General features: G+C 48.1%; 4 protein-coding genes. 2 read left to right on the top strand and 2 right to left on the bottom strand.

Translation table 11 applies throughout. The annotated features are described in order from the left end of the window. Positions 1-10 precede the first annotated feature (10 nt). Together H6570_04800 and H6570_04795 are read left to right on the top strand one after the other, a co-directional pair. On the top strand, positions 11-14,014 hold the full coding sequence (locus tag H6570_04800) for a gliding motility-associated C-terminal domain-containing protein (GenBank protein ID MCB9318580.1): 14,004 nt from the start codon (positions 11-13) through the stop codon (positions 14,012-14,014). Positions 14,015-14,162: 148 nt separating this feature from the next. Then, entirely contained in the window at positions 14,163-15,212 is a 1,050-nt protein-coding gene (locus H6570_04795; GenBank protein ID MCB9318579.1) for a PorP/SprF family type IX secretion system membrane protein, read from the top strand. Between the two features lie 746 nt (positions 15,213-15,958). Here the strand turns inward: H6570_04795 and H6570_04790 are convergent. After that, on the bottom strand, positions 15,959-17,149 hold the full coding sequence (locus H6570_04790) for an IS91 family transposase (protein MCB9318578.1): 1,191 nt from the start codon (positions 17,147-17,149) through the stop codon (positions 15,959-15,961). Continuing rightward, positions 17,149-17,982: a site-specific integrase gene (locus H6570_04785; GenBank protein ID MCB9318577.1), complete on the bottom strand. Its 834-nt coding sequence runs from the start codon at positions 17,980-17,982 to the stop codon at positions 17,149-17,151. Before H6570_04785 ends, H6570_04790 begins: the two co-directional genes overlap by 1 nt. Positions 17,983-18,239 lie beyond the last annotated feature (257 nt).

Below are 18,239 nucleotides of genomic sequence, written 5' to 3'. Positions count from 1 at the left end.
TCTAGGTTGTATGATTTCGTATAGGTATGTGTTCACGACAGCCCTGCTGTCCTTATACTTCTTTGGCTATAGTGCCAAAGTGTATGACTCTCCGGATTCTTTCCATTCTACTTTTGATATTGATTATCAACCCTATGAGATGGCCGACTGTGCCGATCTGGGATTTTCATTGGAGGAAGGAAAATTGCGTTTGGTTTCACCACAGCATCTTGCTGCCTCAAATAAGTCCTACACCGTGAACCTGGCAATAAATAACCGGGATTTGGAATTTCAGATTTCCTGGTATGATATGCCTAATGCACAGGGTGAATTGCTGCAATCCGGAAAAAATGGGTTTTCATACGACTATTCAGAAGCCGGATCGAAATCAGTATTGGTCCAATATATTTATAAAGGTAAACCCTACAACTACGTTACGAACTTTGATCTGGAAAGAAGCTCTTCCTTTGCCCCGTTTGCCGTTTCCATTTCCGGAGATTCCCCGACCGGCTGTTATCTGCCTGGACAAGTTCTCAATTTTAGTGCAACCTCTACGAATCCTTCCTTCGATCATTTTGAATGGACCATTTCCGGTAATGTAAGTCCTACCGGCACCATCCCCGGTAGTTCGGTATCAGTCACCGTTGGAAGCCCACCGCCATCCGGTGTGACACCTGCTCTCTTCACGGTTACAGCTTATGATGCAGGTGGCAACTTCCTTGAATTTAGTAGCTTTTACGTCTATTGTAATGATAATACCAACCCAGTCAAAACGAATCCACCGAACATAACCATATCATGTACCCAGGACTATACAGATACCGGAATCACCGGAGTCGTTTCAGCCACGGACAACTGTACTCCTACCGGTCAACTGATGTTTTCCTATACGGATGTACTGGTATCCAGTAACACGTGTACCACAGTCTATAACCGCCAATGGAGGGTGTCCGACTTGTGCGGAAACACTTCCGGCGCTTCAACACCACAACAAATCACGATCCGGGATATTACAGCCCCGGTGATCTCTGTCCCGGCAGCAGTGACCGTATCCTGCGGCGGTAGCACAGCTCCAGGTTCCACCGGATCCGCAACTGCAACAGATGACTGTCATAACCCGGTAACACCAACCTATGTGGATGCAGTAACCTACGATTGCCCTGGCCCGACACAGTTGGCAACCGGCTATACCATAAATCGTACCTGGACAGCAACCGATGCCTGTACAAACTCCAGCTCAGGTTCGCAAACGATCCGTGTAAATCCTGCTCCTGCTCCATCATTCAGTACTCCTTCCCTACCGGCTATTTCCTGTGCGACAGCAGCAAGTTATACTGCGCCTACCTTAACGTATACGAATGGACAATCCGGTAACTGTCTGATCTCCGGATCGGCAAACGGAACCATTACCTCGTCCAGCTTTAATGCATGTAGCGGAGGGTCCATCACCTTATCCTGGACTGTAAGTGGTTGCGGATGGGGAACCATTACCCAAACGGCAACAGTAACTGTTAACCCAGCTCCTGTAGCGAGTTGGACACCGCCGTCCTTACCAGGATCTCTGACCTGTGCTACGGCTTCCAGCTTTTCCGCGCCAAATGCAACGTATTCCAATGGTGAATCCGGAAGTTGCGCTATCACTGAAAGTGTAACACCAGTGGTCACCAATAACTATGACGCATGCGGTGGCACCATCGACATCGTCTGGACCGGAACCGGAGCCTGTCCTCCAGCACCCTATACCGCGTCCATTCCGGTAACTCCGGCACCTACACCAACCTGGGCTACCCCATCTCTCCCGGGAAGTTTGACCTGTGCTAATGCAGGATCCTTCAGTGCTCCTAACCTGACTTACTCCAATAGTGGATCCGGAGCATGTCTGGTAGGTGGAACGGTTACCCCTACAATGACCCTCAATTATACTTCCTGTGGAGGTACCATCGATATCGTTTGGGCTGCACCTTCATTATCCTGCGGCACGATGACCAACTATACCGCATCCATTACCGTCAGTCCGGCGCCCACACCGACCTGGGGAACGCCATCATTACCACCCAGTGTTGCTTGTAGTGATGTGGCTACATTTACAGCGCCTCCATTAACCTATTCCAATAGTGGAGCCGGTACCTGTCTTATAGATGGATCCGTTGCAGCCTCGGTATCAACAACCTATGACGCCTGTGGTGGCACCATAAATATTACCTGGCTGGCACCGGTCTTACCATGCGGCACGATGACGAATTACACAGCTTCTATTCCGGTAACCCCTGCACCAACACCATCCTGGGGAACACCAACCCTGCCCGGAAGTCTTACCTGTGCCAATGCAGGATCATTTTCTGCCCCTAACTTAACTTATTCCAACAGCGAAAGTGGAGGATGTCTGATCAATGGTACTGTAACTCCAACGGTGACCAATAATTATGATGCCTGCGGAGGAACCATAGATATTACCTGGGCTGCGCCGTCTCTGGCATGTGGGACTATGACTGCCTATACAGCCTCTGTACCGGTTAATCCGGCACCGACACCAACCTGGGGTACACCGGCCCTGCCGGGTAGTCTTACCTGTGCCAACGCCGGATCATTTTCTGCACCCAACTTAACCTATTCCAACAGCGAAAGTGGAGGATGTCTGGTCAATGGCACTGTGACTCCAACAGTGGTCAATAATTATGATGCCTGTGGAGGAACCATTGACATTACCTGGGCCGCACCATCTCTGACCTGCGGTACCATGACCGCCTATACGGCTTCCATCCCCATCAATCCGGCACCAACACCAACCTGGGGCACACCAACTTTACCGGCAACCCTGACTTGTTCTGCTGTTTCCTCATTTACTGCTCCTGATCTAACCTATTCCAACAGTGGAGGCGGTGTTTGTCTCATCGATGGAACCGTTTCGCCGACAATCGTCAACAATTTTGACGCCTGCGGTGGCACCATTGATATTACCTGGCCGGCACCATCACTTTCTTGCGGCACAATGGCTCCCTATACGGCTTCAATTACGATAACTCCGGCTCCAACACCAACCTGGGGTACACCAACACTGCCATCCAACCTGGCATGCGGCGACGTCGCGACGTTTACTGCTCCTGACCTTACTTACTCCAACAGTGAAGGAGGTTCATGCCTGGTCGATGGTACCGTCTCTCCGACTATCGTAAACAACTTTGATGCCTGCGGGGGAACCATTGACATTACCTGGCCAGCTCCTACATTAGCCTGTGGTTCAATAGCGAATTACACTGCTTCTATTACCGTGGATCCGGCTCCAACGCCGACCTGGGGAACGCCCAGCCTTCCCGCAACCGTTGCTTGTAGTGATGTAGCTACCTTTTCGGCTCCAAACCTGACCTACTCAAACAGTGGAGCGGGATCCTGCCTTATTGATGGTAGCGTATCACCGACCATTTCAACATCCTATGATGCCTGTGGTGGTACCATTGACATCACCTGGCCTGCGCCTTCGTTGGCTTGTGGTTCTATTCCAAATTATACCGTCTCCATACCAGTAGACCCGGCTCCAACACCAACCTGGGGTACACCGTCACTTCCTGCCAGTATCACCTGTGCCAATGCCGGTTCATTCACGGCGCCTGATCTGAATTATTCGAATAGTGAAAGCGGCGGCTGTCTTATTGATGGTACCGTAACTGCCACGATAATATTAAATTACGATGCCTGCGGAGGAAGCATTGACATCACCTGGCCTGCGCCTTCATTGCCTTGTGGTTCTATTGCGGATTACACGGCTTCCATTCCAGTGGATCCGGCTCCAACGCCAACCTGGGGAACTCCATCTTTACCAGCAACCCTGACTTGTGCGGATGTTGCAACATTTACCGCTCCGGATCTGACGTATTCGAACAGCGAGGCCGGCTCTTGTCTGGTAGACGGAACAGTTAGCCCAACCATCGTGAACAATTTTGACGCCTGCGGTGGAACGATCGATATTACCTGGACCGGCCCAACACTGGCGTGTGGAACTTTAGCCGATTACACAGCTTCTATCCCGGTAGATCCGGCTCCAATACCAACGTGGGGTACACCGGCCCTTCCTGCGAATCTTGCTTGCGGCGATGTCGCTACATTCTCTGCGCCTGATCTTACCTACTCAAACAGCGGAGCAGGGACCTGTCTGATTGATGGTACGGTGACCCCATCAATTGTAAACAACTTCGATGCATGTGGTGGCACCATTGATATTACCTGGACAGCACCATCGCTGTCTTGCGGATCTATGACAGACTATACGGCTTCTATTCCGGTAGATCCGGCACCAGTTCCAACCTGGGGTACTCCTGCATTACCTGCAAATCTGGCTTGCGCTGACGTTGCAACTTTCACCGCGCCTGATCTGACTTATTCTAATAGTGAGGCTGGCTCTTGTCTGGTCGATGGTACAATATCACCATCAATCGTTAATAATTTTGATGCATGTGGAGGAACCATCGATATTACCTGGCCAGCTCCGACACTGTCTTGCGGTTCGCTGACTGATTATACCGTTTCCATTCCTGTAGATCCGGCTCCAACTCCAACCTGGGGTACACCAACCCTGCCGGCAAGTGTCGCTTGTAGTGATGTTGCTACATTTACAGCACCCGATCTAACTTACTCAAACAGTGAGGCAGGATCTTGTCTGATCGATGGCACCGTAACGGCAAGCATATCAACTACCTACGATGCCTGTGGCGGAACCATTGATATTACCTGGCCGGCACCGACACTTCCTTGCGGAAGCATTGGAGATTATACCGTATCGATTCCGGTTGATCCAGCTCCGACTCCCACCTGGGGAACACCAACACTGCCGGCGTCTCTGACCTGTGCAAATGCCGGTACATTTGTTGCTCCTGACCTGACGTATTCCAACAGTGAAGCCGGAGGTTGCCTGATCGATGGTATCGTCACAGCGACCATTACCCTAAACTACGATGCGTGCGGAGGAACCGTTGACATTACCTGGCCGGCACCGACACTGGTATGCGGAACAATCGGTGATTTTACCGCTTCTATAACCGTAGATCCGGCACCGACTCCTACGTGGGGAACACCTGCCTTGCCGGGAAATCTGGCTTGCGCCGATGTAGCAACGTTTACTGCTCCGGATCTGACTTATTCCAATAGTGAAAGCGGAGGATGTCTCGTTGACGGCACCATTACACCAACCATAATAAACAACTTTGATGCATGTGGTGGAACCATTGATATCACCTGGACCGCTCCTACTTTAGCTTGCGGTACCATGACCGATTATACGGCATCCATTACCATTGACCCTGCGTCAGTACCAACCTGGGGAACGCCAACCTTGCCGGCAAACCTGGCTTGTGGTGATGTTGCTACCTTTACCGCACCAGACCTGACCTATTCCAATAGTGAAGGCGGCTCCTGCCTGATTGAAGGAATAATTACCCCGACAATTATCAACAACTTCGACGCTTGTGGCGGTACCATTGATATTACCTGGGCCGCTCCAACTTTGTCATGTGGTAGTTTATCTGACTTTACAGCTTCTATCCCCGTCGATCCGGCACCAGTACCAACCTGGATCGCACCAACTGTGCCTTCAAATCTGGCTTGCGGAGATGTTGCAACCTTTACACCTCCAGATTTGACCTATTCCAACAGCGAAGCTGGTTCGTGTCTTATTGATGGAATCGTAACACCAACAGTAGTCAACAATTTCGATGCCTGCGGAGGAACCATTGACATCACCTGGCCAGCACCGACCCTTGCTTGTGGATCATTATCCGACTATACCATTTCCATCACTGTGGATCCAGCTCCGGTACCAACCTGGGGTACGCCTACGCTGCCTGCAAGTGTCACCTGTAGTGACGTAGCTACCTTTACTGCACCCGATCTGACTTACTCGAACAGCGAAGCAGGATCATGCCTTATAGATGGGACAGTTACTCCCACGATCTCTTCCACTTACGATGCCTGTGGCGGCTCGATTGACATTACCTGGGCTGGTCCAACGCTTGCCTGCGGGACATTGGCAGATTATATAATTTCGATACCGGTGGATCCCGCGGCAGATCCCACATGGGATGCTACACCCGCCATTGGCCCGATCACCTGCTCTGAAGCCGAGTCCGGTTCATTCACAATTCCGGTGTTAGGATTTTCAAACAGTGAAGCAGGTAGCTGTGATGTATCTGGTACCGCCAATGGTGTCATAACCAATACCACATTTGATGCTTGTGGTGGCACGGTAGAAATAACCTATTCTGCGACATCCTTGCCGGTATGCTTCAGTTTAACTGATGTCACGGTATCCGTTACTGTAGTCCCGGCTCCAAGTCCTGTTTGGGATCCGACACCGAGTATTCCGGACATTTCCTGCTCAGAAGCAGATGCTTCTTCATTCATAATTCCTCCCTTGAATTATGCCAACGGTGAGACCGGCACCTGCGAGATATCCGGAACTATAAATGGCGTAATTTCAAATACGAACTATACATCGTGTGGTGGGACGGTTACAATAACTTACCCTGCACCAACCTTACCCTGTAGCGGGCTTACAGACATTACAGTGTCCGTAAATGTCCTGCCTGCTCCATCGCCGGCATGGGATCCTACTCCCTCCATCCCCAACATTTCTTGCCAGGATGCTGAAACTGCAACGGTAGTTATACCACAGTTAGGCTACACCAACGGAGAAACCGGAGCGTGCGAAATTTCAGGTCTTATTGACGGCGTAATTACCAGTCCGGCTTTTGATGAATGTGGTGGGACACTGGTTATAACTTACCCGGCCCCAACGCTCGCATGTGGTACTTTACCGGATATCACGGTAAGTGTCACCGTGGATCCTGCTCCTGCACCTACCTGGGGAAGCTATACCATTCCTACTGATCTAACCTGTGACGATGCATCAATCTTTGTAGCTCCAAGCATCACCTATTCAAACAGTAACTCGGGCTCTTGCCTGATTGAAAATACAGTTAGTCCAGTAGTAACCCCAAGCTTCGATGCCTGTGGTGGAACCATCACCGTTGAATATCCGGACCAGGATTATGGTTGTGGAACATTGCCGGGCTTCACTGAGACCATCAATGTACAACCGGCTTCAGCACCGGTATTTACTTCCACTCCTGCTGATGTCACCATTGCCTGTGATGCTGTAGGAGCTTTCTCACCGGTTGACCTGACCTATGACAACAGCTCTACCGGAGGATGTGCGATCAGTGGAACGGTATCTCCCACGGTAACCTTAAATGCACTGGATTGTAATGATTATATCTATGTAACCTGGTCGTATACCGATGCTTGCGGTCGGTTACTTGAATACACCCAGACCATTGAAGTCATTGACGATCAGCCGCCTACTTTCACGGTGCCTGCCGCCATTACACTTACCTGTGATCAGGATCCTTATGATCTTGGACTTACTGGTGATGTAACCGACGAATCTGACAATTGTGCCACGAACCTGGATGCCACCTTTACGGATAATGCTTCCCAGGGCTGCAATGGCACAGGTTCCATAACCCGTACCTGGTCACTTACTGATGACTGTGGCAATGTAACTACACGCAATCAAACGATCACAATCATCGATGATGTGGATCCAACTCTTGCCTGTCCGGGCAATGAGAATCTGACTTGCGATATTTCAGAATTGCCACCTTATAGCACCTACACCGAGTTTCAAATTGCTGGTGGTTCAGGTTTCGACAACTGTGGCCTGAATGAGGCATCCTTCGGTCTCGTGAGCGAAACGAGCAACGGAGGCTCCTGTCCAGAAATAGTAACCCGGGTCTATAAAATTGAAGATAATTGTGGTAATGTAGCTACATGCTCACAAATCATCACTATCAATGATACGGAATCACCCGTCATCAATGGAGTCGGTACCGATGCTATCGTAGATTGTAGCAGTATCCCACCTGCTCCGGTGCTGAATGTGGATGTAACCGCAACCGACAACTGCACGATCAGCTCATTTACCGTGAATGAAACCACTGTCCCTGGTTCATGCGAATCCAATTATCAGATTGTTCGCACCTACACGGCAATAGATGCCTGTGGAAACACTGCAACCGCAACCCAAACGGTAACTGTCATTAACTGCTTCCCTACAATTTCAGTAACCGTTTCACCTGATGAGATCTGTGAAGGTGGATCATCAGTGATCTCTGCGAGCGTATCCGGGGTATTTACCAATCCGGCCTACCAATGGGAATTCAGCCCTGACCACATAAACTGGTCACCGGCAGGATCCGGTTCATCCATAAGTATCACCAATGCGACGAGTGCCAATGCCGGATTCTACCGGGTAACTGTGGCTGATGCTCCCGGCAATCTGGGAGATCCTGATTGCAGTATCGTTTCAAATGAAGTTTATTTGTCCGTCATACCTCACGAAGAGACCAGTCTTGTGGAAACCGTTTGTCCGGGTGAGGTAGTAACTGTAGGATCAACCAACTTCTCCATTCCGGGAACCTACGATGTAACCCTGACTTCCAGCTCCGGTTGTGACAGTATCGTGCATTTAACCCTTTCTAACTATACCCTTCAAACAACAAACCTGTCCGAGATCATATGCGATGGCGAGTCTGTTAATGTTGGAGGAAGCCTCTTCAATACCACTGGAAATTACACGGTGGTTGTTCCCGATGTTCACGGTTGTGATAGCACCATTAATTTGGATCTGACTGTTAAGCCAAATATTATCCAGAATCAAAGCCTCAGGTTGTGTTTTGGTGAGGATGTTACTATAGGTGGACAAACATTCAATACAACGGGTAATTACACCATTAGCCTGCAAACAGCATTTGGATGTGATTCGATAATCAATCTGAACCTGGTTGTTGATCCTCAACTTACCAAATACCTTGATGAACAAATTTGCCAGGGTGAAACCTATAACTTCTATGGCACGATCTATTCGATATCCGGTAATTATTCTACCGTTGTGCCAGGAACTGTGGGTTGCGATACCATTGCAACTTTAAACCTTCAGGTCGTAAGTGCAATTACAAAGACCATCAACCGTACCATCTGTCTGGGTGATTCAACCCTGTTGGGTTCGACCTACTACAATACATCCGGAACATACACGGGTACCTTTGTTTCAAAGGCAGGGTGCGACAGTATTGTAACCCTAAACCTGACAGTAGTAGATAATATCCTCACGACATTGGATGAGATCATTTGTGAAGGTGACAGTTATTCAGTTGGATCGAACACCTATACCACAAGTGGAACTTATCAAAATACGTTCACTTCGCACGGTGGATGTGACAGTTTGGTTACCCTGCATTTGACAGTGGTCCCTCGCCGTGATTCAAGTATTGTAACGGATATCTGTCAGGGATCGTCCTACTCTGTGGGTGGAAACTCGTACAACACCACTGGTATTCATACGGTCACCGTGCAAAATGCGTTTGGTTGTGATTCAGTCATCACGCTGGATCTTACTGTCCACCCGGAATATACACAAACCAGCCAGGTGGAAATCTGTGATGGTGAATCTTATACCACACCTAAAGGAACCTACACGACAAGCGGAACGTACCAGGAAGATTACTCCAGCGTCTTTGGTTGCGATAGTACAGTGGTGATTCGTCTGACTGTTCGGCCAGTATTTGACAGAACCATCACCCGTCAGGTTTGTGAAGGTGAATCGGTAACCATTGGCAGTCATACCTATAACAGTACCGGCAATTACACCGACTCATTACAAACAAGGTATGGATGTGACTCGGTCATCCATCTGAACTTAACCGTACTACAGGAATTGACTTCCAATATCGATTTGCAGATCTGTGATGGTCAATCTTATGTGTTTGGTTCCCAGACCCTGAATTCAAGTGGCACCTATACGGAGACATTTGCCTCTCAGGCTGGCTGTGACAGTGTAGTCACACTGAATCTCTCTGTTGTTCCGCAAATCACAACGACCCTGGATGAGCAAATTTGCGAAGGGAATGTGTTCTATCTGGGCTCAACACCTTATTCCACATCTGGAACATACACCGGTAATTTCACTTCGGTAGCAGGATGTGATAGTATTGTTACACTGAATCTTACTGTTCAGTCGACCATTCGATATTCCTTCGATCAACCCCTTTGTGAGGGCCAATCCATCGTGTTCAATGGAAATACAATCACCAAGGCAGGAACCTACCGGGATACCCTGGCGAGCGCTGGGGGTTGCGACAGTATTGTTACCATGCGCGTACAGCTGCTTAATTCCTATTCACGGGAGATCAATCAGCAAATTTGTAATGGTGCAACCGTAACCTTTGGAGGTCAGTCACTGAATACGTCGGGAACTTATGTGGATACATTAACAAGTTCATCCGGTTGCGATTCTATTATCACCCTGAACCTGTCGGTATTGCCTCAGATCACAAAATCGATCAACAAGCAAATCTGTACCGGTCAGACATACAATTTCAATGGTACCATATTGACGAACAGTGGTACGTTTATTGACACTTTGCAAACTTCCGGTGGTTGTGACTCCATCGTGACACTTAATCTGTCCGTCTTACCAGCACTCTTAACAGACCTTGATGTCCAGCTGTGTACAGGACAGACTTATGATTTCAATGGCACCCAACTTACCACAGGCGGCACTTATACCGATACATTAACCACGACGGGAGGTTGCGATTCCATTATAACCTTAATCTTAACTTTCAACGACAATTTCCAAACGGAATTGGATCAGAGGATCTGTGAAGGAGAAACGTATGACTTCTTCGGTCAGATCCTTGACCAGACTGGGACCTATACACATACACTAGCATCTACAGCCGGTTGTGACAGTATCATCACTTTAAATCTGGAAGTATCACCAAGCTTCACTGAATCCATTTCAGCAGCTATTTGTCAAGGCGAATCTTACACGTTCAATGGTCAATCATTGAATACTTCCGGAATCTATGTTGATACTTTGCAATCGGCTGGAGGATGCGATTCCATTGTCACTCTGGATCTGACAGTCAATGAGCAGTATGCAGAAAATATCAGCAGACAGATCTGTGAGGGTCAAAGTTTCACTTTCGATGGCCAGACACTGACCACATCAGGAACCTACACAGCCAATCTGACCACGGTCAATGGCTGCGATTCCATCGTGACACTGGATCTGCAGGTCTTACCGCAACTCACCGAAACACTGGATGTAGAGATCTGTGCCGGGCAATCCTATCTGTTTGACGGACAAAATCTGAACATTGGTGGCACTTATACGGCAAATCTGACCTCAGCAAATGGTTGTGACTCTATCGTCACGCTCAACCTGAGTGTTCTGGATAAGATCCGTCGCACCATTGACCAACAGATATGCGCCGGACAGTCATACACTTTTGGTGGTCAAACACTGACCATAGCAGGAACCTATCAGGATACCCTGGTCTCTGCTTTTGGTTGTGACTCCATTGTGACTCTGAATCTGGAAGTACTGGATCAACTGACAACCACGCTGGATCAATCCATTTGCGAAGGAGAGACCTACACTTTTGATGGTCAGTCCTTAAGTACAGGTGGCACGTATACCGCTTCACTTACTGCTGCCAGTGGTTGTGATTCCATAGTAACGTTGAATCTTACGGTCAATGAACAATATGCACAAAATATCAGCCAGCAAATTTGTGAAGGTCAAAGCTTTACCTTCAACGGACAAGCACTAACGACCACCGGCACATACACGGCTAATCTGACCACCATCAAAGGTTGTGACTCTATCATAACCCTGGATCTGCAGGTCTTGCCACAGCTTACCAAAACACTGGATGTGGAAATCTGTGCCAGCCAGACTTACCTGTTTGACGGACAGACACTCAACACGAGTGGTACGTACACTGCAAATCTGACCTCAGCCAGCGGATGTGATTCTATTGTAACTCTGAATCTGGCTGTTCTGGACAAAATCCGCAAAACCATCAACCAGCAGATCTGCTCCGGACAGTCTTATACTTTCGGTGGCCAGACCATTACGACACCGGGTACCTATTCAGATACTTTAGCTTCAGCCTTTGGTTGTGACTCCATTGTCACGCTCAATCTCGAAGTCCTCGATCAGTTGACCACCAACCTGGATCAAACCATCTGTAGTGGGGAAACCTATACTTTCGACGGTCAATCGTTGAATACAGCCGGCACATACACTGCTTCCTTAACGGCTTCGTCCGGCTGCGACTCGATTGTAACCCTGAATCTGCAGGTTATTGATCCTGTCGTGGTAGACATGGCGGCAAGTATCTGTGCCGGAGAAACCTATTCATTTGACGGGAAGAACTTAAGCACCACGGGGGATTACACCGCTACTTATACCAGTGCGGCAGGTTGTGACTCCATCATAAATCTGGCTCTTGAGGTATTGCCGGCACCGACGACCACCATTACGGAAGAAATATGTGAAGGTCAATCTTATGCCTTCTTCGGTAAGAATCTGAATACAGCCGGGACCTACCAGGAAGTGGCTACCACGAGCAACGGATGTGACTCCACCGTGATCCTGGAGTTAACGGTGGTAAAACAAAAGAACAAAACCATCAACAAGACGATTTGTTCCTCTCAAGTATATCCGTTTGACGGTCAGGACCTAACCGCGTCCGGAACCTATACTGCCACCTTTACATCGGTAGCCGGTTGTGACTCAATTGTTACCTTAAACCTGGTTGTTGCCGATCTCATCGAGCATAACCTTCAGCAACAGATCTGCGAAGGTCAATCGTATGCTTTCGGAGGACAACAGTTAACAGTCTCCGGTACATACACCGACACATTAACCACGTCAGCAGGCTGTGATTCGATCGTCACCTTGGAACTGGAAGTAACCAGCCAGATCAAGACTACGGTGGATCAAACGATATGTGAAGGCGAGACCTTTACCCTTGCAGGTAAGAACTACACTTCAGCCGGTGTTTATACCATAAACCTCACCAGCAGCTCAGGATGTGATAGCATCATCACCCTGAACCTGGATGTTCTGGATGCCATTGATGTGGACGATGAGGTCACCCTGTGCGAAGGCGAAAGCATCGACTACCAGGGCCTCACAATCAATGCCAGTGGTGATTATGAAGTCACTCTGACAAGCGCGAGTGGTTGCGACAGCATCATCCATGTGCATGCCACTGTCCTCGATGCCTACCGTGAAGATGTGTCTTATACCTTGTGCCAGGGCGACTCGGTTATCATCGATGGTCAGTCCTATACACAGGCAGCATCATTCAGCAAGACCTATCAGGCTGCCTCAGGCTGTGATTCGATCGTAACTTATGCCATTGAAATCATTCCGGAAAAATCCCTGGTGGGTATAGATCAGGCTATTTGCCTGGGAGATGATGCCATCTTAAAGGTAAATGCAGCATCTAATCTCGATTTATACTGGGAAGGCCCGGGATTATCCTGTACCGAATGCCGTCAACCCAAGGTGAGTCCGACAGAAACGACCACCTACACCGTGAAAACGATCGGATGCACGGGTGACACCATTTCATCTCAGGTAACGGTTACGGTCTATGAAGCGCCGGAAATGATCAAACCTGAAAATGTAGAAATCAAGAAAGGGGAATCCTCCACCTTAACGGTGCAAACCTCCAGCCCGGATGTGATCCTTGACTGGTACGCCAATGGAGAACTGATCTGTTCCAATTGTAAGACCATAACAGTTAATCCGGATAAGACCACCACCTATACCGTGGAAGCAAGCAACCCTGCAGGATGTATGGCCGTTGCAGACTTCATAGTCTTCGTTGCTGACGATTGTGAATTTGATAAGATCGAGATCGCAAATGCCATGACGCCCAATAATGATGGACGTAATGATGAATTCCTGATCCGTAATTCCGGTTCATCGACCCTGGAGTCGTTAAAGATCTTCAACCGTTGGGGTGAACTGATCTTCTCTACCAAAAATGTCGAGAATGACCTATGGGACGGAACGTACAAGAATGCTCCTCTTAACAGCGGCGTCTACGTCTATCTGCTGGAGGGTCACTGTGCTGCGGGAGACAGATTTGTCAAGAGCGGCAACATTTCAATTATTCGATAACAAACAAAAGATAACATCAATACCAAAGAGTTTAATGCCATTTTTTTGATGACCGAGTGATGTGATAATCGCTTATTCGCCCCCCAAGATGTCATGTGGCCTCCCCCCCGCCACGAGCTTATATAGGTAAAAATTTAAAGCTAGGGTTATGAAACACTTTTACTTGTTCATGTTCCTAACGGGGATGATCATGCTGAGTAGGACAGCTGTGGGGCAGGATGTGCACCTGTCACATATCCATGCATCGCCAACATTTCTAAATCCCGCCATGGTGGGGCTGATGAACGAAGATTTGCGACTCATCGGCAATTATCGAAGCCAGTGGCAAACGTTCAATGCCGGATACCGCACCATGATTGCCTCGGCGGACATGAAAGCGTTCAGAGGTTTTGGCCTGCGTGATGAGTTTGGAGCAGGATTGCAGATACTAAGTGACAAGGCAGGAGATATTGCGTACAACACAACGGATATCGCCCTCACCCTGTCCTATCTGAAAGCGCTTAATCGCAATGGCGACCACCTCATATCTGCCGGTGCCCGGATAGGATTTGTTCAGAATCAATTTGATATTGAGAAATTACGATTCCTGGATGAAGATCCTTCTCTGCTGAACGGAGAGCTGATGAACACCACCCAATATCTGGATATTTCCGCTGGTTTGGGATGGTTCGTTCCGCTCTACAACCGATACGATTTTTTGTATCTGGGATTATCGGGGTTCCATCTCAACCGGGCTACCATTTCTTTCATGGATCATCAGGATATCCAAACCGAAGGCCTGCAGTTGTACCCAAAATATACCTTTCACGGTGGGGGTAGCATCCGTGTCAATGCATATGTGGCCTTGAAACCCAGTTTTATCTTTCACTACCAGGGACCACACCGTGAATTTAACCTGGGGACTTTTGTAAGGATGTCCAAAGAGCCACGTACTTACTTCCGTGCACAATCTGCCGTCTATACCGGTTTTTGGTTACGCTGGGCGATCAATGATGGCAAGTTCCAACGCGATGCCCTGATCGGTGCACTACGATACGACTATAAGGATATGGTATTTACCTTCTCCTTTGACATGAATATTTCAGATTTGGCAAAAGCATCCCGTACCCTGGGAGGTCCTGAACTTTCGGTTATGAAGTACTTTGATTTTGACCGTCCGGCCAGAAAGCGCAGTAAAGTGAAATGTCCTGCATTCTAAGTGGATGATAAAGCGCCCATAAAATAACCCAAGCGATGTTTTTGCACTTCTTTGAAAAAAGTAAGGCAGTTCAAATGAACTGCCTTTACTTTTTTATCTCATTAACCGCTTTCTATAACTTTGAATTGAACTTCAATGCTGAATGATATAAGACGCTTTTTAAACTATGTAGAGAGACTAATGAAAAAAAGCGGTCAATGAGTGATGTACATACATTGGTTCGTAAGAAAGTTACCCTGACTTTGAGGTTTCCCTTTCGCTGATACAAATCTGCACACGACAGCGTCGAAAAGAAAGACTGATTGGATTATCGGACGATAATTCAGAATGACCGTGATCAAAATCCACTCCAGACCCCTTTCATGGCCGGCTGACAAAGAACTTAATAGCCTTGACGACCACCTTTACCTAAAAAGGATTGTATCTGTAGTCCTCGCGGCTGGAACGAAAGTAAGGTGTTGCGTGGAGGGCAATACAACCTGAATAGTTAAGCTAAAGATAGATAAAAAGGACTATAGATACAATTGAGTTGAACGAAGCCGCGCTATGGGAAAAGGAAATGATGGTTTGGGTTGAAATGAATGTAGAATAAGAGAAGCATGGATGCTGGCGCATCGATAAAAGAAAGGTAATTGACAGGTGCATGAACTGGAGAATGGATGCAGGAGGAACAATAGGACTACTGCTGGTAGGTATTTGAAGTATGGATGCAAAAAGGATTTGATCAGCATGGTGTCTGTTTTGGATTAAAAATCAATAGGAATTGAAATATTGTTCAAGAGATGCCTGGAGATGATACAGGACGGATCGCCACGCGCAGGTGGTAATTGAGCTATGGGCAGGAGTTTGCCTTTGTGACAGTGGGGACAAATGGAAAGATCAGTGTTGAAGATATTGATGAAATGTTCGATTAGGTCAAAGCGAATTTTAGCAGGTCTACGGCGCTCGAAGAAAGCAAGAATGGCTGGCATGTAGACTTCTTTGGCTTTATTGGATAAGAAGCCGTAATGACGGATTTTGGCAAACCCCTTAGGGAGTACATGCTGGAGGAAACGACGGGCGAATTCCCAGGGATTAAGCGACATGGTTTTGGAGCTGTTGTCGCGGTAATCGCGGTAGGAAAACTGAACGGACTCCTTGGAAACGTGGATCAATCGTTGATTGGTAATGGCCACGCGATGGGAATACCGACTGAGATATTCGAGGACTTTATGAGGACCGGTAAAAGGCAACTTAGCGAAGACATTAAAAGATTTACTTTGAGCCTTTTGCATTAAAGTATTCCAATCCGTAAGGGACCAAAGTATTTGCTTATTGGAGAAAGCCTGTTGAAGTAAATCAAGGAAGAATCGACGGTAGAGTGCACTGATAACGCGGACGGGAAAGAGCATTTTGCGATGGTAGGCATAAACCCAACGATTCAGCTGTGGGACGAAGCCTCCCTGCGGGATGATGCAATGGAGATGGGGATGAAAGGAGAGGTTTTGACCCCAAGTGTGCAGCAGGGCAATCATAGCGGAATGCGCTCCTAGCCATTTAGGATCCATGCTCAAAGTTTGAATGGTCATCCAAGCTGCATGGAAGAGCGCGTGATACACCACCCTGGGAAAGGCTTTAGCCACCGGATTGAGCAGGTGAGGCAACGTAAATACAACATGGAAGTAGCGAACGGGGAGGACATCGACACTGCGATCGAGCAACCATTGTTCGCGTTTGGAGTACTGGCATTTGGGGCAATGGCGATTACGACAAGAGTTATAGGAGATGACAGTGTGTTTACAGTTAGGACACTCGAGCAGATGACCTCCAAGGGCGCTAGTACGGCATTGGAGGATATCGGTGATGGTTTTTTTGACCACCTGGGGTAATGAAGGATCCTCCTTGAGTTGCTCAGCGACGAGATGCAGGACATCGGCCACTTCCCATTGGGGACGCATTAGAGGTTGAGGTCATCCAGCGGACTGGTCACGCCGGCATAACGATTGTTGGTGAGGTGGCAATACTTAAGAGTTGTTTTGATGGACTTATGACCGAGCGTGGCCTGGATGATGCGCAAGTCGATGCCTTTGTCGAGGAGATGAGTGGCATAGGAATGCCGCAAGGTATGGGTGGAAGCGTGTTTGTGGACTCCGGCGCGTGCCAAGGATTTTTTAAAGACATCCAGAGCGGCACGATAGGTAAGGGGTGTATTTGGTTTTTGACCCATGAAAAGGAATTCTGTGGGACGGTAGAACTTATAATAGGAGCGCAACTGGTCAAGGAGCTTTTGGGATAGGATCACTTCACGATCCTTATGTCCTTTGGCATTGCGAACGATGATGCGCATGCGTGCGGAGTCGATATCGGTGACTTTCAATCGACAAGCTTCACCGATGCGTAATCCGGCGGAATAGGTAGTCATAAACAGGGTACGATGTTTGAGGTTGCGAATACATCCCAGAAAGGAAGCTACCTCTTCTGTAGAAAGGACGGAAGGCAATTTAACCGGTGTCTTGGGCCGGTTGATGCGATCGAGAATAGGGGGCTCGCCCAGGGTCTCGGTGTACAGGAGGTTAACCGCAGAGATGATCACGTTAATGGTGGACCAACTTTTACCTTGCTTGACCTGAAAATCCAGATAGTCCTTCAACTCTGGTATGGAAACTTGGGAAGGGCATTTGCCGGTGTGCCTACCAATTTGCCGAAGCGCCAGGGTATAACTGCGAATGGTTCGAGGGCTGTAATTACGAATGTTAAGGTCCCGTTGGAACCGATCACTTAATTGACTCATTGTTAAAGATTTAATGATTAACCAATGAGTCTTTTTACACTATTTTGAGTTAAGATGCTACCGCGTAGCGGTTTAGTTCAACAGTGTAGTATCAGCATCAAAGTATACAGTTATTCGCACCAGGGGAATGAAAACGGAATATTTTCAGGTATGGCTGAAGTACCTTGTTTGTACCTGATTGGTAACTTGGGATAACGGCCCAGACAGAGTATGCGCCGTATTGGGAAGTTTACATTACTCCTCTAAACAAAAAAACC

The organism is Lewinellaceae bacterium, from assembly GCA_020636135.1.
In the GTDB taxonomy this organism is placed as follows: Bacteria; Bacteroidota; Bacteroidia; order Chitinophagales; family Saprospiraceae; genus JAGQXC01.
Note: the sequence above shows the minus strand (reverse complement) of the source record. Positions and strands in the feature narration are given on the sequence as shown.